Origin of the sequence: Methanorbis rubei (genome assembly GCF_032714495.1) — an archaeon.
GTDB lineage: Archaea > Halobacteriota > Methanomicrobia > Methanomicrobiales > Methanocorpusculaceae > Methanocorpusculum > Methanocorpusculum rubei.
Window position 1 is genome coordinate 125263 of record NZ_JAWDKB010000002.1, and the last position, 26274, is coordinate 151536.

Genomic DNA, 26274 nt, shown 5'->3' on the forward strand with positions numbered 1-26274 from the left:
TTCACCGCTAAAAAATTATATTTTTATTTTTGATGATGTTCGGTAGTATACCGACTTTTCTGTAAAATTTCTGCTGATTGGTTTTTTCCTTGATGCTCAAACACCTAATTTTCTGTGATCCACTCTTCATTGAATCACGGCATCTATGATTCAGTTCCTTTGCGTTTCCGCGGGACACTTGAGGCAGATAAATCATCAATGTCAAAGATTTTGAGACGGATTCAATTTTGCGAGTGCTGACGCCTTAAAGATACGATTCAAGATAGAAATGTTATCTGGAAATCATAAAATATTTTATCACGATCGTTTCAAAAAAAATTGCCGGATTAGTTCCGGAGCCCGGTCTTCACATAATTTTCTGTTGTGATAACCTTTGCCCCAGCTAACGCGAAGTAGGTGTCATCGATAGGTTCAATCGAGTACAGCCAGAGATCCGCGTAACCTGGCATGTCCTCATTCCACTGATAATCATAGGTAATTCCACCACCAGATTTCGCAGTTATCACGGATTTACGGACGACTGATGCCCCGAACACATCAGTATAGTACATGGCATTGTCTCCGTTCATCTCCGGAACCTGTATGTTGGCATGTACTGTTCCATTGTAATCGAAGATCACCAAATTATTTACATCAGTGGATATATCCTTCGCAAACAGTGTTCCGTTTCCGCCGGGATTGTCCACAATTGTTTGGATGGTACTCTCGACACCTTTGTCATGGGCGTATCCGACCATCCCCCTGGCAACAGCCACAATATCTCCTCTGAGATTTTTATTGGTCTTCGTATAATTTGTTGATCCAGGACTTATCCCCAGAATGAACCAGTCATCATTTACCGGCATCACATAGGCGATCGTAAAGAGTCCTGCCTCAGCTATCTGAGTATTATCCGAAGGATCGAAGTAGGTTACGTATCCTCCGCCTTGTTGTGCAGTTGTGATCATCTGCCTCATATAAGGTATACCGTATTGTCCGCGTCCGTTGATGTAGTTCAGACCAATAGTTTCCTTTTTATCAGGAGGTGCGGCAATCATTGTTCCGTTCGTACTTACGGCATACACTTCATAGGAGTAGAAGCCCCCGTTGATGCGTTCCATCGCATTATCTTGTCCGCTTGTCAGTGCATATCTCCATGCCGCAGTCACGTCGTCGCGCATCTCATCTGGTACCGGGGTAAACTGATCCTCATAACTTACTGCAGGGGCATTATCTTTTTTGGTGAGGAAAATGGTGTACTCATTTTTGTGAACGAACACCCTCTCCCATGCAGTGGTAATTGAGGTGTTGTCTCCTGCATACTGATACGCACCGGTTACATTCTCCTGGAAAATAATTATACTGTCTCTGATCTTATTTGGAACTCCCTTTTCCAGTTTGGTTCCAATATACTCCTGCTGTGTTGCATAGTCGACAATTTCGTCATGGGTGGCGAGGAGGATGGTATAATTTCCGTAAGCGACGTCATTACCAGCGAGACGTTCGCCCTCCTGCAGGAGAAGATAGACTTCGGAGATGAAAAGCAGACATCCCTTGTACTCACCCTCAGGAGTGAAGACCGGTGCATAAAGCAGTGCCACCATGCCGAGATCAGGAATGTAGACCGGACCGAGACCGATCGCTCCACCGGCTGAGATGAAGTCCTCCTCGGTTGGCACAGAAATTACATCAGATATTTTTCCTGGTGAGTAAATGGGCGATTCAATGCTGCCTCCGGTAGCATTGTCGTAGTAGACGATTCCGTTGAGATACGTGTTTTTCGCATAATAATCGTTGATAATATCATGTACACCCTGTTCTGTTCCCGTTCTGCCTATCTGATCAGAAAGATAGTACAGGTCAAGAAGGGATGAAATATCCATGGCTCTGAGACCGCCAGCGATCTCAGCAAGTGCCTTTTCTGTTTGGCTGTCCAGAGGAACTTCGGTGTAGGTGATCTGTTCTTCTGTGGTTACGCAGCCTGCAGATAGTGCCGCAATTACACATCCAATCAGTACTAGCAGAAGCAACTTGTGGGCATGTTCAATTCTCATAATGAATCCTCCTCCTTCGGGTTTAGCTCAGATGATATTTTCCCATCAGTTCCGCACGCTTTCCTGATGTTTCTAGGTCAGCGAGACCTCTGTTGATGACGTCATGCAGGGGAATGTTGCCATTCTGCATTGCGACAGCGCATCTGTTTTTCGTATCATAGGTAGAAACAATTCTGATGTCAGTTTGATTCTCCATTACCCTAAGCAGCGGTTCATTCACTACGATGCACTCAACTTCTCCTGAGAGACATGCGGCAAGGAGATCATTGTAGGATGCATACTCTTTGATCATTCCGGTTTTCACCATCTCCAAGTACTGTTTCTGATCATACTGGTCTGCAAGCCAGTCTCCGACTATGGTATTCGTAATAAAACCGGTGACAGCTGTGCCTGACTCAAATTTGTCCTTGGTGATCGGATGATTTTTCGCAGAGCCGATTCCCACTCCTGCGGTGCAGTATGGTGTTGAGAAGGTAACTTTGGCGGATCGTTCGTTGGTGTTGACCATCCCTGAGTACCACATATCAACTTTACCGGTGGCAACCGCGTTGATATTCTTTGACCATGGGATATCGACGTAGGTCACGGTAAATCCATTTCTTTCTGCAATCCACTCAAGCGATTCCACATCAAATCCGGTCAGGTTTCCATCTTCGTCAAGATAGGTGAACGGCCAGTTCTCTGTTGAGATGCCGACCACATACTCGTCCTTCAGCTGGGTCACACGATGTTTCTGCATAATTTTGTTGTATGGTTCAGATCCGACAACGTTTGCGAGACCAGCATTAATTTTTGCGATCAGTTCTTCGTTTGATTTGTTTGCGACAAATCCTACTTCCTTTTTGTCGGTGATGTATCCAAGGGAGGTGAGTGGTGAGTATTCCTGAAGTTTTTCTCCAAGAACATAGTCTGCACCAATAACTGCATCTGCTTCTTTGGTGAGAACTGCGTAGAGGGTGGCGTCCTGTGTGTATTTGGCGATGATCTTTTTCTCATCGATCATTTTGTTGAATGTTTCCGTGCCGAAGTGTTCTTCGAGCCAGTTTTCGTAGACGCTTCCTTTCTCAAAGGCGATAATGGCGTTTCCCGCGAGAACATCATCCACAGTGAAATTGGAATCTTTTCTGACAACAACTGTATATCCGGCGGCGATGTACGGATCTGAGAGCAGATATTTTTCCATGCGTTCCGGTGTTCTGACCCAGGCAGTTATCAGATCAATTTCTCCGTTATCGAGTTTTGATTGAAGGACTGCATGTCCCCAGAATTCATAGACGAATTTGACGTCCTGATCTTCAGCGATCGCGTTGAGAATGTCGATGTCAATTCCATACGCCTGCTCGGTCCCAGGTATCTGCATGGAAAATGGGGAAAATGATGGACTGACACCTACGATGTAGGTCGGTTTTTCTTGTATACATCCAGCTGCAGCAACTGATGCACCGAGAAGCAGGAGCACCACTATGAGTATTGGAAGGGAAGTTTTTTTCACGCCATAACCACCAGGTTGATATGTACAGTATTATAGGACTTCAATATATATTGTCTTTGCGTGATTTTAGACCCAAAAACTATGACTATTTTTTTTCACCGCTGAAAAATTATATTTTTATTTTCGATGATAAAATTTTCACTCGAGTTTTTTTTCAAAAAAATATTTTTCATTTTGGTATGAAAAGTTATGCGTAGCCTGCCGGATGATCATCTTCATCGGCTGCTTCGTCATCGGAATTCCCTGCAGATTTTTTTCCATAGAATTTTTCGTAAAATGTTTTGAGATTCTCTTCGCATTTTTTCACGAGGTTTGGGTCCACGTTCTCGATTGGAATGTTTCGTCCGATCTCTGCTGCAAGAATCTCCACCAGCTGAAAGACCGAGTCGGGTGTCATTTTGACTCTGCTTTCCTGGCCTGAGTAGAGCATGACGATCATGTCGACCGTCCAGTACGGATTTTCTCCTTCCCGTTTGTAGGTGTTGACATCCACCGTGTGCCAGTCTTCGTCCATCGTTCCTGCCGAAAGCGTGTATGCCTGCTGGACGCGGTTGCCGTAGAGGGCTGTCAGATGCTGGATTACCCATGCAGCACTCCGGCTCTTTTCGTCCTTGATTGCATACAGCAGATCCTCAAAAAATGCCGCGGCGTTTACATGGCATGCGGTCATCACTACCATGGTTGCGGACGGCCCGAGCAGCATCGACATTGCATTCACGATTCTCGGGAATGTCTTGCGGTCAATCGGGTCCACGAGATGGTACTCGAACACTTCCCGGATCGGATCAAGAACGGTCGGCGTTTTTTCCAGAATGTCAGCAAACTGTGCAAGGTCAGCGAGAAACTGTGCGGGAACCGGTTTGTGCGGACGCTCCATCTCGCCATTTTCTTCAGATTTTTCTGCTGCTGCCGGAGCTTCGACTGCTTCAAGCTGGATGATATCTTTTTTTTCTGTTGCGGCAGGGGTTTCTGAGGGAAGAGGGATCGCTTCTGTTTCCGCCTTCTTCTTTGTAACCCTCCGCTTTTTTGGAGGATTTTTTTCTGCCGGTACGGTATCTGTCGGACGATCCTTCTCCTCAGTCATACATACTCATTGGCGAGAGAGCACAAAAACATCATCGGTTGTGCGAATCGTGGATGGCTCTCATGAATTAAGATGAAATGCTTGACTATGCAGAAAACTCGTGAAAACAATTTTCAAAAATAGGTTGTACCCGAGAGGGGTGGGTACATGTACAACCCTTGGGACACGGTTAGATGTATGGGTTGCGCAGTGGTTTGAGTGCAGCGTGCTCCGCGTGATTGCGGTGCTCGATGTAGCTCTTGTTTTTGTCGATCTTCTCGGTTGCGAGTTTGGTGACGAGTTCAAGTCCTGGCTTGACGCCGTCCATAGACTCTGCAACGATCCATCCTGCTTCGACTGCCTTGTTGAAGGCTGCCTCTCCTGCTGCGGAGCGGACGAAGACGGTAGACCATCCGTCTGGAGTTCCGACGGATCCGGTAGAGATATCTGCCATGTTTGCAACGTAGTCAAGACATACGTGGCATCCCGGCTGCTCGTACTTGTGGGTAACTTTCAGCGGGATCTGAGAGTTCACACCGCGCTCGGTGTAAACACTGAACTTGCCCTTTCCGATGTCCATCTTGGTGACGTTGTCGATCTTGGTTGCACAGTGGTCTTCAACCATCTGGAAGAGACCCTGGTACGGGAAGTTCTCCATACAGAAAATACCCATTGCCAGTGCAATCTTGTCTGGAACGTCGCGCATTCCGATCGGATAGAGCTGTGCCTTACGAAGTGCCTGAATCTGACAGGGAGTACCAACAATACCGATCTTATCAAGACCGTAGCTGCGGGTTGCTTCCTTGATCAGGGCCATGTTCGGAGAGATCGAGTATTTCGTTCCACGTGCTGCGAGAAGCTCGTCAACGGTGGTGGCGATCATCGGCTCTGGCTTGTATGCCTCGTCTCCTGGTCCAGCGACGATTGCTCCGTCAATAATGCCTGTCTCAAGTGCGTAGGCAAACATTGCGGTGACGATTCCTCCGTCCTGGGACTTTGCGAGAATGTCTTCACAGCCGGCTTTGGCTTTGTAGACTGCCTTGTATTGTCCAAGATATTCCATTTTTTTCGCCTCCGACCTTATGGTTTCATGACCTCTGTAATGAGGTTCGTAATCGATTCATACTGTCCACAGACGTCGAAGCTGAAGAAGCTTCTCGGGCACTGTGCATAGCATGCGCCGCATTTGATACACAGATCGCGCTCGACCTGCGGCTTGCCGTACTGCATGGTAACTGCACGAACAGTACATGCTGCTGCACAGCTGCCGCATCCGCAGCAGAGGCCCTGATTGATGACTTCGGTCATCAGGTCGCATCCGCATGCCTCGGTTCCTGCTGCTGCAAGGTTCATCAGCGGGGTAAGGTATGCAGTTGCAAGTGCCTTCTGTTCGTCGTTGCCTTTCAGCAGTAAGTATGCCATTAAGCACACGTTACGGATCTGCTGCGGGGTCGGTGCACATGCTGGGATGTAGACATCGACCTTGATCAGATCGCCGATCGGCAGGAAAGCCTCGTGCTGGGGCTGGTTCTGCTGGCCACCACGGCAGAAGCGTGTGGTGTTTCCATAGCAGGCGCATCCTCCAAGAGCCACAACGATTGTTGCGTTCTCACGGGTTTCCAGAATTTCTTCCATTGAGCACTCGTCATTTAAACAGACGGAACCCTCGACCAGTGCGACATCCATCTTCGGGATGTGGCGCACATCGGCGAGCGTCAGGCAGTAGACGAGGTCAGCGTATTTGTCAAGGATAGTAAGTAATCCTTCGTAGTTATCTGCAAGGGACACGAGACATCCGGTACATCCGCTCATGTGTACGTGTCCTACAGTAATCTTGTCAGCCACTGGCTTCTCCTCCTTTGGTTTTTGAATAATTGGCTTTTGTTCGACCTTCATGTCAGCCGGCTTTGCCTCGTTAACAGGCGATTTGTGCATTGCTGACACAGGTTCATCCTGTTTACTGGCAACAGGCTTTTCGTCCTGCGTTCCCTCGCTGACATCGCCTTTTCCGAACAGTAAGCTTTTGAATTTATCGAATAATCCCATTTTAGCTTCCTACTTCTTTCAAGATGATACTAACAGTTTTGGGAATGGCCCCTTGTACTTCCGGAGTCAGCTCAAGAGCGAACTCTTCGCTGTCCGGAGCTGGTATATACGCGGGCTGGCATCCGAGAATAATAATATCCATTTTTCCTTTCAGTCTGCCGATAGGATCCAGCAGATTTCCGGAATGGGCATCCATGTAACGCTCTTCCCTGCCCTCTGGCAGAAGGTCAACGGGGATCTTTGTCAGGTTTCCGGGTTTTCCCCCAAAATCCATGCAGTCCACAATGATCAGTTTCTTCGTCTCTTCCGGATCGATCATGGAAAAAACAAGGTGAGGGCCGCCAAGGCCCACATCCATAGCTTTTACATTGTCGGGAAGTTCATGTTCGGAAAGTGCTCTGATTACTGCGGGACCAAATCCGTCGTCGCCGAAGAGTTCGTTACCGACACCGGCGATTATTACTTCTGGAAACAGTCCATCCATGTATATACTCACTCAAGGAGCTTCTGTGCCACAAGCCGGTTGTCTTCATCCAGTACAATCATGTGAGTTGCACAGGATACACAGGGGTCATATGCACGGACAATGACTTCTGCAAGTTCCCATGGTGCGCCGGTAAGTGCACGGCTGCAGGTCGGGAAGTTCCAGGTGGTCGGAACGAGCATAGAGAACCACTCGACTTTGCCGTTGCGTACCTTTGCGAGGTGAACGTCTGTGCCGCGTGGTGCTTCGTTTGCTGCCCATCCGATGGATCCGTCGCCCTGCGGAATGACGTCTGCGACGACACTGCCGGAGGTGTTGATGGCATCTGCTGCCTCAATCATCTTGTAGACGGAGTCCATGTATTCCATTTCACGTGCAATGTTGAGTCCAATGGCTCCCTTGCGGTCGTAGTTTCTGTACGTTGCAAGACGTGCACGTGGTCCGACTTCGACGGGCTGACCGTCGTAAAGTGGGACACCAGTGCATGCCTGCATCTGTGGCCAAGCTTTTCCGCCTGCTTTGGTGGTTCCGCCAACCGGGTATGCCGGGTCTTCGAGGGTAATTTCCTCTTCGCCCATGTACCAGTCCCAGGGTCTGACTTCGAGCCAGCGTGCCGGGTCCCAGGTCGGGTGCTCGTCAAGAGAAGAGCTTCCGTAGCATGGGTCGGTTGCCATGTAGCCCTGGTCGTGGAAACCAAGGGTCTTCGGAATAGTGACTTCGCGGCCGCACATCTCTGCCCAGTCGCGTTTGCCATAGTTCTCGAAGACTGCAATCATGAACTCCATCTGTGCACGTGCAAGCGGAAGTGCCTGCTTTGCAAGATCGTAGATCTTGGTTCTCGCGCGTGGAGTGATATTTTTGTACATACCACCAACACGGGTGTTGGACGGGTGTACTGCTTCTCCGCCTACGATCTCACCAATGGTCTGACCGATCATACGCAGAGTCTGGATACGTTTTGCAACGGATCTGACCGGCTCCTCGGGAGAGAATGGGTTGATCTTCGAGTCAGTGCCTGGCAGGTACATATCCGGCAGTGCAAGAATGTCATGCAGTGCGTGGGAGTGCAGTCTGTTTGCACACTGGAGAATAATACGCAGAAGATATGCGTCGTCTGGGATCTCTACACCCATCGATGCTTCCATTGCCTCTGTTGCGGCAAGGGTGTGGGCAATCGGACAGATACCACACACACGGGATGCGATCTTGGGAACCTGCTCATAGGTCTTACCGATGGCAAGCTTTTCTACTCCACGAACCGGTGTGATGGAAAGCCAGTCTCCGCGCTCAATGATTCCTTCATCGTTTACTTTCAAAACGAGCTTGGAGTGACCCTCATGTCTGGTGGTCGGGGAAATTTCTACTACTTTCGACAATGTTATCGCCTCATCCTAAATATTTTAGGTTGTTCGATCAGCTATACAGGAAAATTACCATTGTCCTTTTGGGTTAATGACACGTACCGAAGTACGCTATCTTAATTTTCTTTCATAGGATTTATTAAAGATTTCCTCTTTCCGTGGACAGAGATTTCCCCGAATTTTCTGATATTATTTGATGATTCATACGTCACACATTACAACTTCGCCAAAGGTGTTACTAAATATGTTGTGAATAGTACTTTGTGGAAAATGATCCGGATTTTTCCGATTTTCTTCGAATTTTGTGGCATCTGATTTCTCCGTATCCGGCTCTTTCTTATGCGCTCCGGGAAAATGCCGACAAAATTTGTATTAAACAAAAGTAATTTCTAAAAAAAGTAGGTTGGGAGTGTTATATGTTCAGCTCTTCACGCAGTTCGGCAAGAGTCGCCTTGCGCTCTGCGTATGCATCATGCTGGTGAATGCTTTCCTCGTTCGTCTGGCGGATGGTGATGTGGGTGTCGCCTGGGAGATTGACGAATGTCGTCACTACCTGACGGGCCATCTCACGCACACAGTCCTCCACAAACCGTGCATTCTTGTGAGCTGCCATGACAACATAACTTTCATCCCCGCGCTTGAGGAGTTCATAGATCTTTGCACTCATGGACTCTTTGAGAACGTTCACGATCGACTCAAGCGGAACAACGATGTCATCATCTGTCTCCACACAGAGGAATCCGCGTCCGCGCTGGTTGTGGCTCGCCATCGGAACTTCCTGGAAGAATGCATCAATTTTATCGTCAGTGATCTGCAGGTCCTGCATCACTCGCATTGCATGATCCTTCATGATGTTTTGTGCACACGGGCATGCGGTAATACCGGTAACCTCTGCACCTACACTCTTGCGGACGATTGGTTTGCCTTCGGTTCTCTGGGCGATCGCATGAGCGTAAACGTTCACGACCTCCTGACACGAAGTCTTGGAGACCGGGGTGTCGCGGTTGATCATGTAGAAGCTGCGCATGAACACTTCGGTTCTGTCTGCATACTCATGATGGTCGAGAAGTTTTCGCGAAACAATTCCACACACATCTTCAATACCACGGACATCGCCGGAGGTTGCCTGCTGCAGTACCTCGTCGATGACCTCAAAGTTGCGGGAAAGGTTTGCGCCTTTCAGGCTGCTTGGGAGATCGACAAAGACGTCGAAGTCGGAGATGAATATTGCCGGGCGTGCTTTGCCTGGGCGTCCAACAACAACGAGCTTCTTGACGTTTTTCACACCGACACGGGTCAGGCTGATTCGTACGTCAGGAGCAGTGGACTGCACATCTGGTAATGACATTATACTGTATCCTTCGTTACTCCGCCAAAATATTCACAACAGGAACTGGCAGGTTAACGTGCATCTATCTGTATAGCCACGAGGGTATATAATTTATACGTGTCCTGACCTATGTTATCACTGACGCGTATGCTGAAAAAATACTATGACGCCGACGTTGATTGGGCGGTAATCGCCGAAAAAACGGTGGCGGTGATTGGATACGGTTCTCAGGGACGCGCCCAGGCCCAGAATCTTCGTGACAGCGGTCTTGCTGTTATTGTGGGGGTTAGGCCCGGAAAAAGTTTTGAAGCGGCAAGTCTGGATGGTTTTACTGTGATGCCGGTGTGCGATGCGGTGAAGGCGGCGGATGTTGTTGCGATGCTGGTCCCTGACGAGTCGGCTGCGGAGATATTCCGCCGCGAGATTCTTCCCTGGACACATGATGGTCAGGCGATTGTGTTTGCCCATGGCTTCACTCTCCACTACGGCCAGATAATTCCTCCGCCGAATCTGGATGTTGTGATGGTCGCACCAAAAGGTGTGGGCCCGCAGGTCCGCGAGTTGTATCTTGCGGATTCGGGTGTTCCTTCCATTATCGCGGTTCATCAGGATGTGACAGGGAATGCGAAAGAGACTGCCCTCGCATTTGCGAAAGGTATCGGCTCGGCCCGCTCTGTTATTATGGAGTCCAGTTGTGCTGAAGAGACCGAGACCGATCTCTTCGGAGAGCAGGCGGTCATCTGCGGAGGCGTGGTGAATCTGATGAAGGCCGCCTACGATACCCTGGTCGAGGCAGGCTACGAACCAGAGATTGCCTACTATGAATGCATGCATTCACTGAAACTTATTGCCGGTCTGCTGTCTGAGGGAGGGTTTACGATGATGCATGATTCGGTGTCGAAGACTGCCGGGTACGGCGGTCTGACCCGCGGCCCACGTGTAATAGGACCCGAGGCAAAAACCGCGATGAAGGAGATCCTCGCAGAGATCCGGTCAGGCACCTTTGCCCGCGAGTGGCTTCTCGAAAATCAGGTGAACCGCCCGCAGTACACCGCGCTCGTGCGGCTCGAGAAAGAATGTGAGCTGGAGAGAGTTGGCGGTGAGGTTCGCAGGATAATCTCCAAGAGAAAATAATTTTTTGTTTGGTTCTGATCAGCTCCGCCCACGGAACACACTGAACACACGGAATTTTACAGAAAAACATCACGGAGCAGACGTGAACAGCACGGAAATTATTTTTTCGAATATTTTTGAATTCTGTGGTGTTCACGTCTGTTCCGTGATGTTTTCTGCGATATTTCAGTGTGTTCCGTTTTTCCGTGGGCGGAGCAGCGAAACAGTGAACAGGCCGCAACCTCCAGAATATTTATTACCTCTTACCACCGAAATACCAACTGATCGAAATGGTATAGATTCTGAACCGTCCGCTATTTGGAGAATATTATAGTCGCACCTCAGTGAATACGCTGAGGCCCTCCTTCGGACAGAATCTATGATCTTCTCCATATTTTTATCGTACTCTCCACGGTTACGTGTAGTAAATGTCACAACCACTGTCTTACCCACAGGTTAAACGGAATAATTATGATTGGAACACCAACGAAACGAGAAAACAGATCGCATCCTACCGAGATGTACAGCTTGAAATCCCGGATCAATAAACATGGTTTGATTGCAAACCCTGTGCCCCAGAGATGCAACTGGAGTCAGATGCATCAGCACCGCCGTATTACCAATTACAAAAGATAACGAGGGCAATCATGCCCTCCACGTTTTTATCCCCTTCCCGGGGGAAGAACCTCAAGCCAGTAGCCGTCAGGGTCAGTGATGAAATAAATTCCCATCTCTTCATTGATAAACTCAACGCAACCCATCTTCTGGTGTTTTGCAAGAGCGCCTTCGTAATCGTCAGTACCAAACGCAAGATGAAACTCATTGTCACCGAGATCGTAGGGCTCGTCGCGGTCCCGCAGCCAGGTCAGCTCCAGCTTGTGGCATCCTGATCCGTCTCCCAGATACACGATAATAAACTCCCCGGACTCAGGAGCAATGCGTTTCACTTCAGTGAGGCCAAGGGCCTCCTCATAAAACTTCATCGACTTTTCCAGATTCAGCACATTGATATTATTGTGAATCATCGTGAACTTCATACCAAAACAGTTGTATCTGATCGGTTATCTACTCTGGGGCCTTGGCTTATCGTTGATAAACAGCCCACGGAAAAATGGAGTACACGGAAATTTCACAGAAAAAACATCACGGACCAGACGTGAACATCACGGAAATACATTATTTTCGAATTTCGTGATGTTTTTTCGCATGTTCCGTTTTTCCGTGGGCTGAGATGCGATGAATAACCAGTAGCCGAATCACACTATTTTATAATGCACCTTGCCGGATAACTAACTACACACCCCATGACGCAGGACATCCAAAAAACTCTGGAAGCGTTCTTTCACCACCAGACGTTTCGGCCCAATCAGGAAGAGATCATCAGCGATGTGGTCGCGGGCCGCGATGTTCTTGCAGTCATGGCAACAGGCGGCGGAAAATCCCTCTGCTACCAGCTTCCGGCCATGATGCTTGACGGCATGACCGTCGTAATATCGCCCTTGATCGCCCTCATGAAGGATCAGGTGGACGCTCTTCTGGCTCAGGGAGTTCGCGTCGGGACGCTTAACAGCATGCAGACCTATGATGAAAAACTCCGTGTCGAGCGGGAGATCTCATCCGGCAGTCTTCGCATCCTCTATGTCTCGCCCGAGCGTGCCGTCACTCCTGCATTTTTTCAGGTCCTCTCCCGCTGTCGGGTCGCACTTTTTGCGGTGGATGAAGCCCACTGCATCTCAATGTGGGGTCATCAGTTCAGGCCCGAGTACCGCGAGATCAAAGTTCTGCGGGAAAAGTTTCCAAACGTCCCCGTCATCGCCCTCACCGCGACCGCAACCGAACGGGTCCGCGAGGACATCGTCCGCGAACTCGGCATGAAAAATTCCCGCGAGTACGTCGGCAGCTTCAACCGGAAAAATCTCAGATACGAAGCCTACGAGGAACCGACCGGCATGGTGCGGATCCAGAAAATTGTCAGCTACGTGGTTGCCAATCCGAATGTTTCCGGCATCATCTACTGCTTCTCACGGGCAAGCTGTGAGGAGGTCGCAGAGCGTCTCAGACGCCACCGCATTCTTGCGAGCCCCTACCATGCCGGCATGCCGACTCCTGAACGCAACCGGATTCAGGAAGGATTTTTGAACAACACGATTCGCGTCATCTGTGCAACGGTCGCGTTCGGCATGGGAATTGACAAACCTGATGTCAGATACGTCATCCATGCCCATCTCCCCAAAGACCTTGAGTCCTATTATCAGGAGACAGGCCGGGCAGGCCGCGACGGAAAGCCGTCGGACTGCATCCTCTACTACTCAGCAGGCGATCGGGCAAAGATCTCGTCCATGCTGGAACGCGAGTTCACTGATGTGCAGAGGCTGCGGATTGCGAAGGGAAAAGTTGCTGATATGTACAGCTACTGTACGACGTCCGGATGCCGGCGTAAGCTCCTCCTCTCCTACTTTGGCGAGGATATTTCGCCATGCAGAAACTGTGATATCTGTGACCGGTCTAATACAAAACCAAAAAAGGTCGCGGCCCCGTCAGGAGATCTTCCAAAGATCGTGTTTGATGCTGCAAAAGATCTCAGCGGTCAGATGACGATGTCATCGTTTGTTTCGTTTCTTCTCGGCCTTGACCGGGCGCACACGAAAAGTTCCGGTCTTACGAGTCATTCATTCTATGGAGCGGCAAAGGATTACGGTCGGGCTGAGGTGATGGGTGTTGTGCAGGATCTTATTGCTGCCAAAAAACTTTCTTTGAAGGGAAAGTCAGTGATGAAACTCTGCGTTGCGGAGAAGTAATTTTTTTGAGAATCGCTCCTCTCAAATCGATTCAAGAATCTCTACCGTTCTCTTCAGAAGAGATGCCGCTTCCTTTGAGTCCTCTCTCGCACTGATGCAGAGATGCAGAACATTTCGATAAGTTAACACCGCAATCGAAAACGGCATTCCTCCTTTTGCCACGCAACTGAACTCCATGTCTGTGACTGCGACGCTCTCACCAAAGTTCAGGGCGCCATCCGGCACCACACCCGGGTTGGTCAGAAACGGAAAGCCGGCAAACTTTTTCGTGTCATCTGAAGTCAGTCTCGCATCAAAGAACGGCTTTGCCGCTCCGACACCGATTGAGTTTTCTTTCAGCTCCCGTGAGAGCTCTACTGCTGACGAAACAGTTTGGGAAAAATTTTCGCCGCAGACTACCGGCGACCAGTAGGCAACCGTGTAGTTTGCTGCGAACACACTCTCTTCTTCAGAAATATATCTGCGAAGATCAACCGTCGAACAGAGCGGAATTTTTTTTGGGCGTTCGCCTTCAAGATGATCAGACAACGCTTCCGCATATGTAGCGATGAGGAGATCATGCACGGTTGCGTCAAAAGATTTTGCAAAAATTTTCATTCGTGCTAAGGTCTCGGGTCCCAGTGCGGCCTTGAGAAGCATCGTGCGGGAACTTTGATCAGTCGAGAGAAAATAATTTTTGTACGAAATAGTTTCCCGCGTCCGCTCCTCTTCATCCAAAAATAATTTCGCAAGTTGTTCTTCTGAAAATTTTTCAAACACCACTGCAAGTGTTCGATCAATTTTTTTTGGCGAAAATTTTTTTGCAGAAAATTTTTGCATCCGATACTGATCAGCGACATGCTTCGCAACATCCAGCAGTCCACGGAAATCAGTAAGAAGATGTGCCACAGAAAAAATAAGCGTGTCAGAATCTTTGCCGCGGCAAATCGTTATCCGCAGCAGTGCATCACTTTCTGGATGCAGCGTTGTCATGACCTGATCAGGCGTCTGATCTGTTATGATAACTGGAATTTCCCCCTCGCTCAAACAAAAATCTCCCGATTCTCTTCCCCCAACAAATCTGCTGGAAAGAATTGGAAATTCCTCACCAACGCGGGACACCGCGTCACGCAGAAGATTCGCATCAATTCGCCCCGCAAATGCAACCGCAAAACAGATCTGAAATGCATTTCCCGCATCTCCCAGATACAACTGAAACAGATCCAGTGGTGATGCAGAAATTTTTGTCACTTCTTCTCTCCGATCTCCTCAAGAATCTCGCAGAGATACTCCCACACGCGATTCGCAGAAGAGATCTGCATCCGCTCTTTGGGCGAGTGGGCACCGGTAATGTTCGGCCCGATAGCGATCATATCGAGTTCGGGCCGGACTCTTTTGAACAGCCCGCACTCAAGCCCTCCATGCGTCGCCCCGACGAGAGGCCTTGCCCCGTACATTTTTTCATGCACACGAATCGCTGTCTGCAAAAGCGGTGAGTTTGGGTCAGGCATCCAGCCGGGGAATTCATTTTCTGTGATAACAACCGCCCCGCATTGTTCAAACAACTCTGCAATACTTTTCGAGACCGCGAATTTCTCAGACTCAGAGACACTTCTCTGCAAAGTTGTGATCGCGAGCGAGTTATCCTTCATCTCGATTGCCGCCAGATTGGTTGAGGTCTGCACAAGATCAGGAATCACCGCACTCATCGCAATCACCCCGTTCTGACATGCGTTCAGGGCAGCAATCAGTTCCCGGGCCACATCATTCGGGATGCTTTTCTCCTCGACCTCTTTTGGCTCAAGCGATAGCGAGATGTGCGGATCAGTCTGTTCATATTTTTTTATGGTCTCGCATTCAAACGCAGAGAACATGTCCCTGACATGTTCGACGTCCGCCTCCGGAATACCGAAGACAGCCTCTGCATGTCTTGGTATCGCGTTCGATAAATTTCCTCCCGAAAGTCTGCAGACGGTTATCGCCGTAATTTTCGCAAGAAATTCTGCAAGAATTTTTATTGAGTTCGCCCGTCCGAGATGAATCTCCATTCCTGAGTGTCCGCCGGAAAGTCCGTCGATAGTGATTCGGAAGTAGACATTTTCTGCCGGAGACGAAACTGGCGTCCACGAGATCTCAGCAACCGTCTCCACCCCTCCGGCGCATCCGGTACAGATTGCTCCCTCCTCCTCGCTGTCAAGATTGATCAAGAGCGAGCCTTCAAACATCTCCGCAGACACCGCCTTCGCTCCCGTAAGACCGGTCTCCTCATCGACTGTGAATAGGCACTCGATTTTTCCAGCCCTGATATTTTCCGTCAGAGCCGCAAGACTGTAGGCGATACCAATACCGTTATCTGCACCAAGTGTTGTCCCTTTCGCGTAGATCCAGTCGCCGACAATTTCTGTCTCGATCGGATCTGTCTCGAAGTTGATCGTCTTCGTTTGATCCTTTTCACAGACCATGTCCATGTGGGACTGCAGAACAACCGCGGGAGCATCCCTGCAGGCAGGATCCGGCTCGCGGACGATGCAGATGTTGCCTGCGGCATCCTCGCGTGCAGAGAGATGGTGATCTCTGGCAAATGCCAAAAGATACTTCCGCATTTTTTCCTCGTGCTTTGAAGGGCGGGGAATTTTTGTGATCGCCTCAAAGTACTCAAGAACTGGTCCGTGATTCATGAGAGCTCCTGCCAATTTTTTGGTTTGTAAGATATTAAGCGTAAAAAATTATCATCCTTCGGGTGAGACTCATCGGCTTTTGTATCCTTGGTCTCGTTTGGGGTAACCACGGAATGCACGAAAATTTTCCGGAGCTTCACAGAAAATTGCATATCTTCAGTCTACTCATCACTTCGTGAAAATACACGGAGAATTCCTGCGGCGCCAGAGTTCACGGAAAGATTTTCGATTTTTTTTAATTTTTCTTTTATGTTTGCGAAAATGAATAAAAAAATATTTTTCCGTGCATTCCGACTCCGCAGACATTCTCCGTGCATTCCGTGGTTACTCAAGCGAGACCCGCAACACAAACCAAACCTCACCCTACCATTTATTGCCTCCTGCCTGCTATTACTAGATTATACCATGCTTGAAACACTTTTGGACCCTTCGGTGCTGCCGTGGGTTCTCATCGTTGCCGGTGCGATTTTCCTTGTCATCGAAGCGACAACGCCGGGATTTTTCATGGCTGTGCCCGGAACCGCCATGATTGTTCTCGGACTCATGGTCCTCGCCGGAGTTGATATCTTTGCGTCACCAATCGGTGTCGGCGTTGCCGTTCTCGCCGCAATTGTTGCGGCGGTGATCAGTGTTCTGTTGTACCGGAGACTGTCTCCGGATCAGGAACCGATCACAACCGGCAGGGACTCGCTTATCGGAAAAACCGGCCATGTTGTTGTTGAGGTGGTTCCGGATACGATCTCAGGCAAAGTCGATATCGCAGGCGTTGTCTGGAGCGCAAAAAGCACGGGCGCAAAAATTGCGGCCGGAACAAAAATACAGGTGACCGCCGCGAGCGGCGTTCACATAACCGTTGAGGAGGTTTCCTAAATGGACATATTTACTCTCGTTTCTATCGTACTGATAATTATTATTCTCTATATCTTTGCAAAAGGTGTTGTGATCATCCAGCCGTACCAGAAGGGTCTCGCCATCCGTCTCGGAACGTATGTCGGCCAGATGAATCCTGGATTCAAATGGGTCGTGCCGTTCATCACAACGGTCATCAAACTGGATCTCAGAACCCAGGTCATTGATGTTCCGTCCCAGGAGGTTATCACGAAAGACAACTCGCCGACCGATGTCGATGCGATCATCTACGTCCGCGTGATGGATCCTGAGCGGGCATACTTTGAGGTCTCAAACTATCGTCAGGCAACGGTCGCCCTTGCGCAAACGAGTCTTCGTGGCATCATTGGTGACATGGAGCTTGACGAGGTTCTCTACAACCGTGATATGATCAACCGCCGCCTCAGGGATATTCTCGATAAGGAGACCGATCAGTGGGGTGTCAAAATCGAGCGTGTTGAGATCAAAGAGGTCAACCCGATTGGTGCTGTCAAGCAGGCAATGACCGAGCAGACCGCGGCGGAACGTGAGCGGCGTGCGGCAATTCTTCGTGCTGACGGAGAGAAGCGTGCGGCAATTCTGAAAGCCGAAGGTCTTCGTCAGAGTATGATTCTTGAGTCTGAAGGTGAGCGGCAGAGTAAGATTCTCCGTGCTGAAGGTGAACGTCAGAGTAAAATTCTGCAGGCACAGGGAGAAGCCCAGGGTCTGCGGATTGTGGCGCTCGGTTCTCGCCCTCTTGACAAGAGAGCGATAACGGTTCTCTCGCTGAACGCTCTGCAGAAGATGGCGGATGGCCAGGCAACGAAGATCATCTTCCCGTTCGAGGTTTCGACCCTCATCAAGCAGGGGGCAAAGTTCCTTGGAGCTGAGGATCTTACCGAGGTCGATGATGCGGCCCCGCTCGATCTTGATGAGAGCATCCTTGGCGATCTTCCAAACCCTGCAGAGATTGCGAAGGTCGTTGACTCGATCAAACCACCGGAGGATCCGGCAGCTGAAGCCGCAGCGGCAGATGAAGTTCCGCCGATTTCGGGATCAACATAATTTTTTTTCGTTTTTTTGGTTTTTCCATTACGTTCTGCTCCGCCCACGATTTGCATGCCTTCGGCCTGCTCACTGCTTCGCAGGAAAATCTGAAGACACGAAAATTTCACAGAAAAAACATCACGGAGCAGACGTGAACATCACGGAAATGATTTTTAAAAAAATATCATGCGATGCTGCAAAATGTTTCATGGCAAGTTTTCAAAAAACGAATTAAATTTTTTTGTTGTATCAATGTTTTAGAGTTCCGTGTTGTTCCCGTCTGCTCCGTGATGTTTTTTCTGTGGTATTCAGTGTGTTCCGTTTTTCCGTGGGCGGAGCAACGAAGTAGTGAGAAGGACATGAGAGTCGTGTGGCGGAGCAGAACATAACACCCCCTCTTGCCCAATACGAAACTGCATTATAGTTTTCCCTCCTAAGTATTCATCAAACGAACCGGAGGGAACGACAATATCGCTGAGAAGAATTACCCGTCGCAGATCTACAGAGCCGCAAGTACAAACTTCCCTCCCTCCTCCCTCCTCCTCCCTCACCACTCCGCCCGTGGACGACGAATCCTCAGACGACATCCCGGCGTTTTCTTATGGAAGGTTCACATTCGATTATGCCGTGAACTTTGCCGGTCTCTCCCTCGCAATTGAACAGAACCGCGGCATGTATCATTATCACCGTGCGATTGGAAAAGCAGTTCGCGAAGCAACCATCTCCTCCTCAGCAGATGCCAGAATGATCATTCATCCGGTTGAGCCGCTCTATGTTCCTGATCCGGTCACCGACTTTCTCGAGATAAAGTTCAGTGAGATGATGATCGAGCCGAACGGTAAAACTGTCATCTTCCTCACGTTCCCGATCGAGATCGGCGTCTTCATCGAGTCCAAAGGGGAGACCGATGTCATCGACGTGTTCACCTTCAAGCCGCCAAAGTACTCCATGTACGGCTCATCCCACCGCGGTGTCATCACCAAATGGCACAAATCGCAGATTCATGCCTACCCCCCGCAGGCGAAAAATTACGAAGAGGGAGTTCTCAGGCTCACCATTCAAAACACCACCGACGAATGGGTGTATGTGTCACGCGTCATCATCTATGAAAAAGGAATGTTCCTCCACTATGATAACGCGGTCGTTTCAATGGCCGCGGAGATGACCATCCTCAACCGTGAAAGTGCAGACGTTGTGGGCATTGACCGGCCTCTCAGACCTGAGATGTCCCGCTCGATTCGGCTCTACAAACCAAGAAAGATGTCGGCCTTCTCCAATGTCTCCGGTTCGATTGTCGATACCGTCTTCACCATGGACCTGGGGCTGATCTGAAATGGCGGAAATTAACGTTACCGGCATCATGGAGAGTCTGTTCAACGGGGCGGGATCGCTTACCACAAGCGTTGAAAACACGAGTTTCCTCGCAACAAAACCCTTCGAAAGTTTTGGCATCGCCATGACCTACGGCGACATCATCGCTGTTGTCGTCATCATTGCCGCGACCTTCATCATCGCAAAACTGCTCTCCAACATCGTGCGCAGGATGTTTTCCGGCAAGATTGACAAAGGCAATCTCGCCTTCATGGAAAAGCTCACCCGCTGGACCATCTACTTCTTCGGATTCCTCGCGGTCAGCACTCCGCTCGGCATTGACTTCAGCGGCTTAATGGTTGCCGGAGGAATCATTGCGGTTGCGATCGGTTTTGCCAGTCAAAGCACTCTTTCCAACTTCATCTCCGGTCTTCTGCTGATGTTCGAGCGGCCGGTCGGCCTTGGCGACAACATTGCCGTCAAAGGAACCGAAGGATATGTCGAAGACATCGGCCTGATGTCAACAACGCTTCGCACCTACAAAGGCGTCTATGTCCGCGTGCCAAACGAAGCGATGTTCACCTCAGACATCACAAACTATGTTGCCCATATTGCACGGCGCTTTGACTACAACATCACCATCCGGTACAAGGATGATGCAGAAAAAGCGATGAAAATCATCAAGGAGACGGTTGACAAACATCCGTATGCCCTGAAGAGTCCTGCCCCTTCAGTGTTCGTGGACAATCTCGGCCCGAACGGCTCGAACCTTCTGGTCCGTATCTGGGCTCCGTCCGGATACTGGTGGGATGCGAAGACCGAACTTCTCGGAAAGATTGTGCAGGCCCTTCGCGCTGCAGGCATTGTCATCCCGTTCGATCAGAATGTGGTCTGGTTCGGCCATGATCAGAACAAGTCGCTGGACCGGGCAATGTACGGCCGTCCGATACAACCCTCCTCCTCTCCCGAATACCTCCAGACAGCCGGTCCCGGCAGGGAACAGTCTGCTCCGGAAAATACTGCCCAGGTGAAATAATGGTAAATCTCAATGCATGTTTTTGCTCCCTCAATGATGAGTCCCTCGAAGTCCGCCACGCCGCTGTTGATGCAATTGCCGAAGTAGGTCGCGCCGCACCGGAAAAAATTGTGCCGATTGTGATTGCGGAAATGCCTGATGCAACACTTGACACCCGCTGGTATCTTGGACGATCACTTGTCAAGATGGGGCCGGGAATTATTCCAATCATTTTAGAGTATGCGGAGATCGAACAGAACATGGACATCCAGAAATATTACGGAGCGGTTCTTTCTTCGTTTGGCGAGGACGCGGTGCCGTCCCTAATCTCGCTCTTCTCTTCAACGAACCCCACGGCCCGTGGCATGGCGTCTGCTGCTCTTGAGCGGCTGGAAGCAAAAGCTGTTCCTGCACTTGTTGGGGCAGCGAACGGACGCGACCAGCAGGTGAAACTCTGCGCTGAGCTGACGCTTGCAAAGCTCCACATCTTTGAATACTAACACTAACAGTAACACTAACACTCCGAAATGGCTGAACTTGCAACCTCCCCCCGCTATCGTGCGTATCTGGATCACTTGATCAGTGAACTCGATCGGGCGATGGTAGTTGCGCAGGCAGCAAAGGCGAAAGGTTTTGATCCGCGAACCGAAGTGGAGATTCCAATTGCAAGCGATCTTGCAGGACGTGTTGAGGCGCTCCTAAACTACAAAGGAGTTGCCGATTGTATCCGTGAGCTGGAAGAGCGGATGAGCCGCGAGGAAGCATCGCTGAAGATCGGCGATGCGTTTGTGTCCCGCCAGTTCGGGGAGACGACCCGCGAAGAAATTCTTGACCATGCGATTCGTGCGTCGATGGCACTTCTCACGGAAGGTGTGGTTGCTGCGCCCACCGAAGGTATCGGCAAAGTCGGCGTCAAGAAAAATGATGACGGGTCAGAGTATCTGGTCATCTATTATGCAGGCCCGATCCGTTCCGCAGGCGGAACAGCGCAGGCACTGTCTGTTCTCGTCGGCGACTATGTGAGGCGACTTCTGAACCTTGATCGCTACAAGCCGCGGGAGGATGAGATTGAGCGGTATGTTGAGGAGATCAAGCAGTACAACGGCATTCAGAGTATGCAGTACCTCCCCAAAGATGATGATATCCGTCTCATCATCCGGAACTGTCCGGTCTGCATCGACGGCGAACCGACAGAGAAGGAGGAGATCTCCGGATACCGGAACCTTGAACGCGTGGAGACCAATGTCGTCCGCGGCGGTATGTGTCTGGTGATCGCCGAAGGTATCGGACTGAAGGCGCCAAAGATTCAGAAAAATGTTGCAAAAATGCATCTTGACGGATGGGAGTGGCTGGAGACACTGATCTCAGGAACTGCGTCCGCATCGGACGAAGAGGAAGAGCCGGGCATTCATCCGAAAGACAAGTACATGCGTGATATGCTTGCAGGCCGGCCGCCGTTTTCGTACCCGATGCGAAAAGGCGGGTTCCGCTTACAACTTGGCCGCGGAAGAAACACCGGGTTTGCAACCTGCGGATTTAATCCTGCGACACTGCATGTGCTGGATGATTATCTGGCGGTCGGGACCCAGATGAAAGTGGAGCGGCCCGGTAAAGCCTGCGGTGTTGTGCCTTGCGACACGATTGAAGGGCCGACCGTCCGCCTGACCTCCGGCGAAATTTTGCGAATCGATACGCTGGAAGAGGCGAACAAGCATGTCGATGCTAAGGAGATCGAGTACATCCTCGACGTTGGCGAGATGCTAATTTCGTACGGCGAGTTCCTTGAGAACAATCACGTACTTGCGCCGCCAAGCTACTGCGAGGCATGGTGGATTCAGGAAGGCGGCCCCCGCCATCCCGAGAGTGAGGCTGAGGCAATCTCATTCGTTGCGGAAGGTGCTTACCTGCATCCAAACTTCACCTGGTTCTGGGATGACTGCACTGAAGAGCAGCTTCTCTTCCTCTCTGATGCCGTAGCAAAGACGGCATCTGTCAAAGACGGTGTGCTCTACATCCCGCAGGATCCTGCGGTGAAGGCAGTGCTTGAAGAGCTCCTTGTTCCTCACACGGTGGAGAACGGTCAGTATGTGATCAAAACGCCGCTTGCCTTAATCGCGGGTCTCGGTCTGTCATACTCACTTGAAAAGAGCGCGACATGGAACACGCTGCCGCCTTTCACGAACGGTCTTGCGATGGCCGCGTACCTTTCAGGGATGAAGATGCGGTCCAAAGCCGGCACCCGCATTGGCGGACGCATGGGAAGACCCGGCAAGTCCGCTCCCAGAAAAATGAAGCCGCCGGTTCACGTACTGTTTCCGATCGGTGAGTCGGGAGGCATGAAACGGTCGATCGACAACGCGGCAAAGTTCTGCAATGCAGACCTGTCGGGTGACATGTTCTCGGGAACTGCGGTGACGAGCGGACAGGTGGAAGGCATGATTCATGTCGAGACCGGAGAGCGGAAATGTCCGTCCTGCGGTGCGGTGACGTTCAAGAGCAGGTGCAGCTGCGGCTCACACACCGACGCTGTTTACCGTTGTCCGCGTTGCAGCACACTCGGCCTGCCGGGCGAAGAGCAGTGTATGCGATGCGGCGCTCCGCTTACCTGCCAGAAGGACAGCGTGATGAGTCTTCGTCAGGAGTATAACGCGGCGCTTGCGGTGACCGGTCTTGCGGCAAATGCCATTCCTGAACTGAAGGGAGTCCGCGGACTTATCTCCAAAGAGCGTGTGGTTGAGCCGCTCGAGAAAGGAATTCTTCGTGCGGCAAACGAAGTGTATGTGTTCCGGGACGGAACGGTCAGGTATGATATGATCGATCTGCCCTTGACGCATTTCCGTCCGGCAGAGATTGCGGTTACGGTCGAAAAACTTCGGTCGATCGGGTACACAAAGGACATGCACGGTGCTGAGCTGACCTCTCCCGATCAGCTGATTGAGTTGAACCCGCAGGACATTCTTGTCTCTGAAGACTGCGGCGAGTATCTGGTGCGGGTGGCGACCTACATCGATCAGCTGCTGGAAAAACTCTACGGACTTGATCCGTTCTACTGTGCAAAAGTGCCTGAGGATTTAGTCGGCCAGCTGATTATGGGTCTTGCGCCGCACACGAGTGCGGGAGTTCTCGCACGGGTTATCGGGTTTACGAAGGCGAAGGCAGGATACGCTCATCCGTTTTATCATGCGGCAAAACGGCGAAACTGCGACGGGGACGAGGACTGCGTGATGCTTTTGATGGACGGACTCGTGAACTTTTCACGGTCCTTCCTTCCCAGCACCCGCGGCGGCACGATGGATGCCCCGCTCGTTCTGACCACGACACTGAATCCGAAAGAGGTTGATAAGGAGACGCTGAACGTGGATGTGATGAGCCGCTATCCGCTTGCGGTGTATGAGGCGTGCCTTACCTACACGCCGCCAAAGAATCTGGAAAAAATTGTGGATCATGTGGAGAACCGTGTGGGAACTCCCGAGCAGTTTGAAGGTTTTTCCTTCACGCATGATACGCAGGACATCTCTGCAGGCCCGCTTGATACGATGTACACGAATCCCATTCTGAAGGGAACGACCGACAAGATCAAAGCAGAGCTTGATCTTGCCGACCGTATCAGGGCTGTTGAGACAAACGATCTTGCGGAGCGAATCATTAACAGCCACTTAATGCCTGATATGATCGGCAACCTGCGTTCGTTTTCGAAGCAGTCATTCCGCTGCCCAAGATGTAAGACAAGTTTCCGCAGAATTCCGATCTCAGGAAAGTGTACAAAATGCGGGGCTGTGTTGAAGGCGACGATGCATAAAGGAAATGTGACAAAGTATCTGGAGATCTCGAAGTACATGGCCGAGCACTACCAGCTGTCCGAGTACACGAATCAGCGTATTGCGGTGACCGAGATGAACATCTGGTCAACGTTCGGGCAGGAAGAGAAGCAGCAGATGGATCTGTCTGACTTTTTCTAACGGAATTTCCCATTTCTAATGATAAGGTGAAGGTGTGGAGCTTTTGCTCCACACCTTCACCTTACAGAAATGATAAATTCCGATGCACTCGCCGCTCGGCCCCGCCGGGGCTCGCGGCTGCGGAAAACTGGTTGACGGGCACCCATTTATTTTTTTTTGAAAATATTTTTGCGAAATTATTTTTGAAAAATCTGCTGAGAAAAAAATAATTGGTAAATTGATTTTATTTACGGGCTGACTCTGTGTCGGTCGCGGGGGAAGAGTACGCCTTCGCGGATGTTCTGCAGGTCAAGCATGGTCATCACAAGACGCTCTGCACCAAGTCCCCATCCTGCGTGCGGCGGCATGCCGTAGCGGAACGGGTTGAGATAGAACTCGAATGCGTCCGGGTTGAGGCCCTTTCCTTTGATCTGTTCGACAAGTTTGCTGTGAACATGGCAGCGCTGGGCTCCGGAGGAGAGTTCCATTCTCGGGTGCATCATGTCAAACGCACGGCAGACTTCGGGGCGGTCTTCAAAGGCCATGGTGTAGAACGGTCTGGTTGAGGACGGCCATTCGGTGACGAAGTACATGGTTCCCATCTCTTCGCCGACGACTTTCTCTGCTGCGGTGGTGAGATCGTCGCCGAAGGTGAGTGATTCGCCTTTTTTGCTTGCGATCTCAATTGCTTCCTGATAGGTGATCTTCGGAAAGGGTGCAGTTGGCACCTCGAAGTCGTTTAAGCCAAGGGTGGCGAGTTCATTCGAACAGGTGTCGGCAACTTTTTCATAGGCATAGGAGACAACCTCTTCGAGGATCTTCATCACATCTTTTTCATCTGCGAAAGACATCTCGATATCAATCGAGGTTGCTTCGTTTAAGTGGCGGACGGTGTTGTGCTCTTCTGCACGGAAGATCGGGCCGATTTCGTACACACGGTCGAATCCTGCACTCATGAGCATCTGTTTGTAGAGCTGCGGGCTCTGGTTGAGGAATGCTTCCTTGTCAAAGTATGCGAGAGGGAAGAGTTCGGTTCCTCCCTCCGTTGCGGCTGCGACGACCTTCGGGGTCTGGACCTGCGTGAAGTGGTGGTCCCAGAGGAACTCGCTGACTGCGCGAAGTGCGGCGTTTCTGATTAAAAAGATCGAGTTGACGCGGGGTTTTCTGAGGTCAAGGTAGCGGTTGTCGAGTCTGGTATCCAGTTCTGCCGGAACTTTCTCGGAAACATCCAGCGGCAGAGGGGTGTCTGCACGGGAGATGACCTTGAGAGTTTCCGGGACGAGTTCGCGTCCTCCGGGTGCTTTGTCGGTTGCCTTGACAACTCCTTCACAGGAGATGACGGACTCGCGGCTTGCTTCCTTGACTGCGGCGAGCACTTCAGGGCTGACCTTTTTCTTCGGGATGGTCACCTGAAGGATTCCTGTTCTGTCGCGAACGAGAAGGAACGTGAGGCCGCCGAGGTCACGTTCTTCGTGAACCCATCCGGCAACTTCCGCACGTTCACATTCGGGGGTGACGTCTTTTATTGGGATGCGCATAAAATCTCTGTATTATTTGCTGTTGAGATAGATTAGTGTTTGCCGTGAGTGGTAGTCACGGATTTTTGGGTCGAAAAATATCTGTGATCATTGGGTTTGGTTGGCACTATTTTCGGAAGTAAATCACTCACAATATCGGAAGTGAAACGCCGATAATATCGACAACGGAAAACCACCATTT

The 26274-nt window shown here is 50.4% G+C and carries 20 protein-coding genes; 8 read left to right on the top strand and 12 right to left on the bottom strand.

The window, feature by feature from the left end:
* Window positions 1-326 precede the first annotated feature (326 nt).
* From McpCs1_RS02585 to mptA, 8 genes are all read right to left on the bottom strand, one after another.
* Window positions 327-2033: a cache domain-containing protein gene (locus McpCs1_RS02585; RefSeq protein WP_338095696.1), complete on the bottom strand. Its 1707-nt coding sequence runs from the start codon at window positions 2031-2033 to the stop codon at window positions 327-329.
* Between the two features lie 22 nt (window positions 2034-2055).
* Window positions 2056-3525 (bottom strand): transporter substrate-binding domain-containing protein, encoded by a 1470-nt coding sequence (locus tag McpCs1_RS02590; RefSeq protein ID WP_338095697.1) that lies wholly within the window; start codon window positions 3523-3525, stop codon window positions 2056-2058.
* A gap of 187 nt (window positions 3526-3712) precedes the next feature.
* A complete protein-coding gene (locus McpCs1_RS02595) occupies window positions 3713-4609 on the bottom strand; it encodes a hypothetical protein (protein WP_338095698.1) in 897 nt (298 codons plus the stop codon).
* A 169-nt stretch (window positions 4610-4778) separates the two neighbouring features.
* Window positions 4779-5651, bottom strand: coding sequence for a coenzyme F420 hydrogenase subunit beta (frhB, locus tag McpCs1_RS02600; RefSeq protein WP_338095699.1), 873 nt, complete (start codon window positions 5649-5651; stop codon window positions 4779-4781).
* Window positions 5652-5668: 17 nt separating this feature from the next.
* Complete coding sequence (frhG, locus tag McpCs1_RS02605) at window positions 5669-6634, bottom strand: coenzyme F420 hydrogenase subunit gamma (protein WP_338095700.1); 966 nt, start codon at window positions 6632-6634, stop codon at window positions 5669-5671.
* A 1-nt stretch (window position 6635) separates the two neighbouring features.
* Window positions 6636-7118 carry a coenzyme F420-reducing hydrogenase, FrhD protein gene (frhD, locus tag McpCs1_RS02610; protein ID WP_338095701.1) on the bottom strand — a complete coding sequence of 161 codons (483 nt, stop codon included), beginning with the start codon at window positions 7116-7118 and terminating at the stop codon, window positions 6636-6638.
* An 8-nt stretch (window positions 7119-7126) separates the two neighbouring features.
* Entirely contained in the window at window positions 7127-8494 is a 1368-nt protein-coding gene (frhA, locus tag McpCs1_RS02615) for a coenzyme F420 hydrogenase subunit alpha (RefSeq protein ID WP_338095702.1), read from the bottom strand.
* A gap of 397 nt (window positions 8495-8891) precedes the next feature.
* Window positions 8892-9827 carry a GTP cyclohydrolase MptA gene (gene mptA / locus McpCs1_RS02620; RefSeq protein WP_338095703.1) on the bottom strand — a complete coding sequence of 312 codons (936 nt, stop codon included), beginning with the start codon at window positions 9825-9827 and terminating at the stop codon, window positions 8892-8894.
* A gap of 129 nt (window positions 9828-9956) precedes the next feature.
* Here mptA and ilvC point away from each other — a divergent pair, with 129 nt between their 5' ends.
* Window positions 9957-10943: a ketol-acid reductoisomerase gene (gene ilvC / locus McpCs1_RS02625; protein WP_338095704.1), complete on the top strand. Its 987-nt coding sequence runs from the start codon at window positions 9957-9959 to the stop codon at window positions 10941-10943.
* A gap of 641 nt (window positions 10944-11584) precedes the next feature.
* Here ilvC and McpCs1_RS02630 read toward each other — a convergent pair.
* Window positions 11585-11959 (bottom strand): VOC family protein, encoded by a 375-nt coding sequence (locus McpCs1_RS02630; protein WP_338095705.1) that lies wholly within the window; start codon window positions 11957-11959, stop codon window positions 11585-11587.
* 267 nt (window positions 11960-12226) lie between these two features.
* Here McpCs1_RS02630 and McpCs1_RS02635 point away from each other — a divergent pair, with 267 nt between their 5' ends.
* On the top strand, window positions 12227-13720 hold the full coding sequence (locus tag McpCs1_RS02635) for a RecQ family ATP-dependent DNA helicase (protein ID WP_338095706.1): 1494 nt from the start codon (window positions 12227-12229) through the stop codon (window positions 13718-13720).
* A gap of 21 nt (window positions 13721-13741) precedes the next feature.
* On the opposite strand, the gene McpCs1_RS02640 is transcribed toward McpCs1_RS02635, so the two are convergent.
* Window positions 13742-14950, bottom strand: a complete 1209-nt coding sequence (locus tag McpCs1_RS02640; protein WP_338095707.1) for a hypothetical protein — start codon at window positions 14948-14950, stop codon at window positions 13742-13744.
* On the bottom strand, window positions 14947-16377 hold the full coding sequence (gene pepD / locus McpCs1_RS02645; protein ID WP_338095708.1) for a beta-Ala-His dipeptidase: 1431 nt from the start codon (window positions 16375-16377) through the stop codon (window positions 14947-14949). The genes McpCs1_RS02640 and pepD overlap by 4 nt, the downstream gene beginning before the upstream one ends.
* A gap of 261 nt (window positions 16378-16638) precedes the next feature.
* Here pepD and McpCs1_RS02650 point away from each other — a divergent pair, with 261 nt between their 5' ends.
* The 6 genes from McpCs1_RS02650 to McpCs1_RS02675 all read left to right on the top strand — a co-directional run bounded on the left by McpCs1_RS02650 (window position 16639) and on the right by McpCs1_RS02675 (window position 24576).
* Window positions 16639-17247 carry an NfeD family protein gene (locus tag McpCs1_RS02650; RefSeq protein WP_476738686.1) on the top strand — a complete coding sequence of 203 codons (609 nt, stop codon included), beginning with the start codon at window positions 16639-16641 and terminating at the stop codon, window positions 17245-17247.
* Window positions 17248-18309: an SPFH domain-containing protein gene (locus tag McpCs1_RS02655; RefSeq protein WP_338095710.1), complete on the top strand. Its 1062-nt coding sequence runs from the start codon at window positions 17248-17250 to the stop codon at window positions 18307-18309.
* Between the two features lie 543 nt (window positions 18310-18852).
* The gene (locus McpCs1_RS02660; protein WP_338095711.1) at window positions 18853-19623 is read left to right on the top strand and encodes a DUF432 domain-containing protein; all 771 of its coding nucleotides are present in this window, start codon (window positions 18853-18855) and stop codon (window positions 19621-19623) included.
* Window position 19624: 1 nt separating this feature from the next.
* Window positions 19625-20638 (top strand): mechanosensitive ion channel family protein, encoded by a 1014-nt coding sequence (locus McpCs1_RS02665; protein WP_338095712.1) that lies wholly within the window; start codon window positions 19625-19627, stop codon window positions 20636-20638.
* Window positions 20638-21117, top strand: a complete 480-nt coding sequence (locus McpCs1_RS02670) for a HEAT repeat domain-containing protein (RefSeq protein ID WP_338095713.1) — start codon at window positions 20638-20640, stop codon at window positions 21115-21117. The genes McpCs1_RS02665 and McpCs1_RS02670 overlap by 1 nt, the downstream gene beginning before the upstream one ends.
* A gap of 27 nt (window positions 21118-21144) precedes the next feature.
* Window positions 21145-24576 carry a DNA polymerase II large subunit gene (locus McpCs1_RS02675; RefSeq protein ID WP_338095714.1) on the top strand — a complete coding sequence of 1144 codons (3432 nt, stop codon included), beginning with the start codon at window positions 21145-21147 and terminating at the stop codon, window positions 24574-24576.
* Between the two features lie 227 nt (window positions 24577-24803).
* On the opposite strand, the gene aspS is transcribed toward McpCs1_RS02675, so the two are convergent.
* Entirely contained in the window at window positions 24804-26093 is a 1290-nt protein-coding gene (gene aspS, locus McpCs1_RS02680) for an aspartate--tRNA(Asn) ligase (RefSeq protein WP_338095715.1), read from the bottom strand.
* Window positions 26094-26274: the final 181 nt, after the last annotated feature.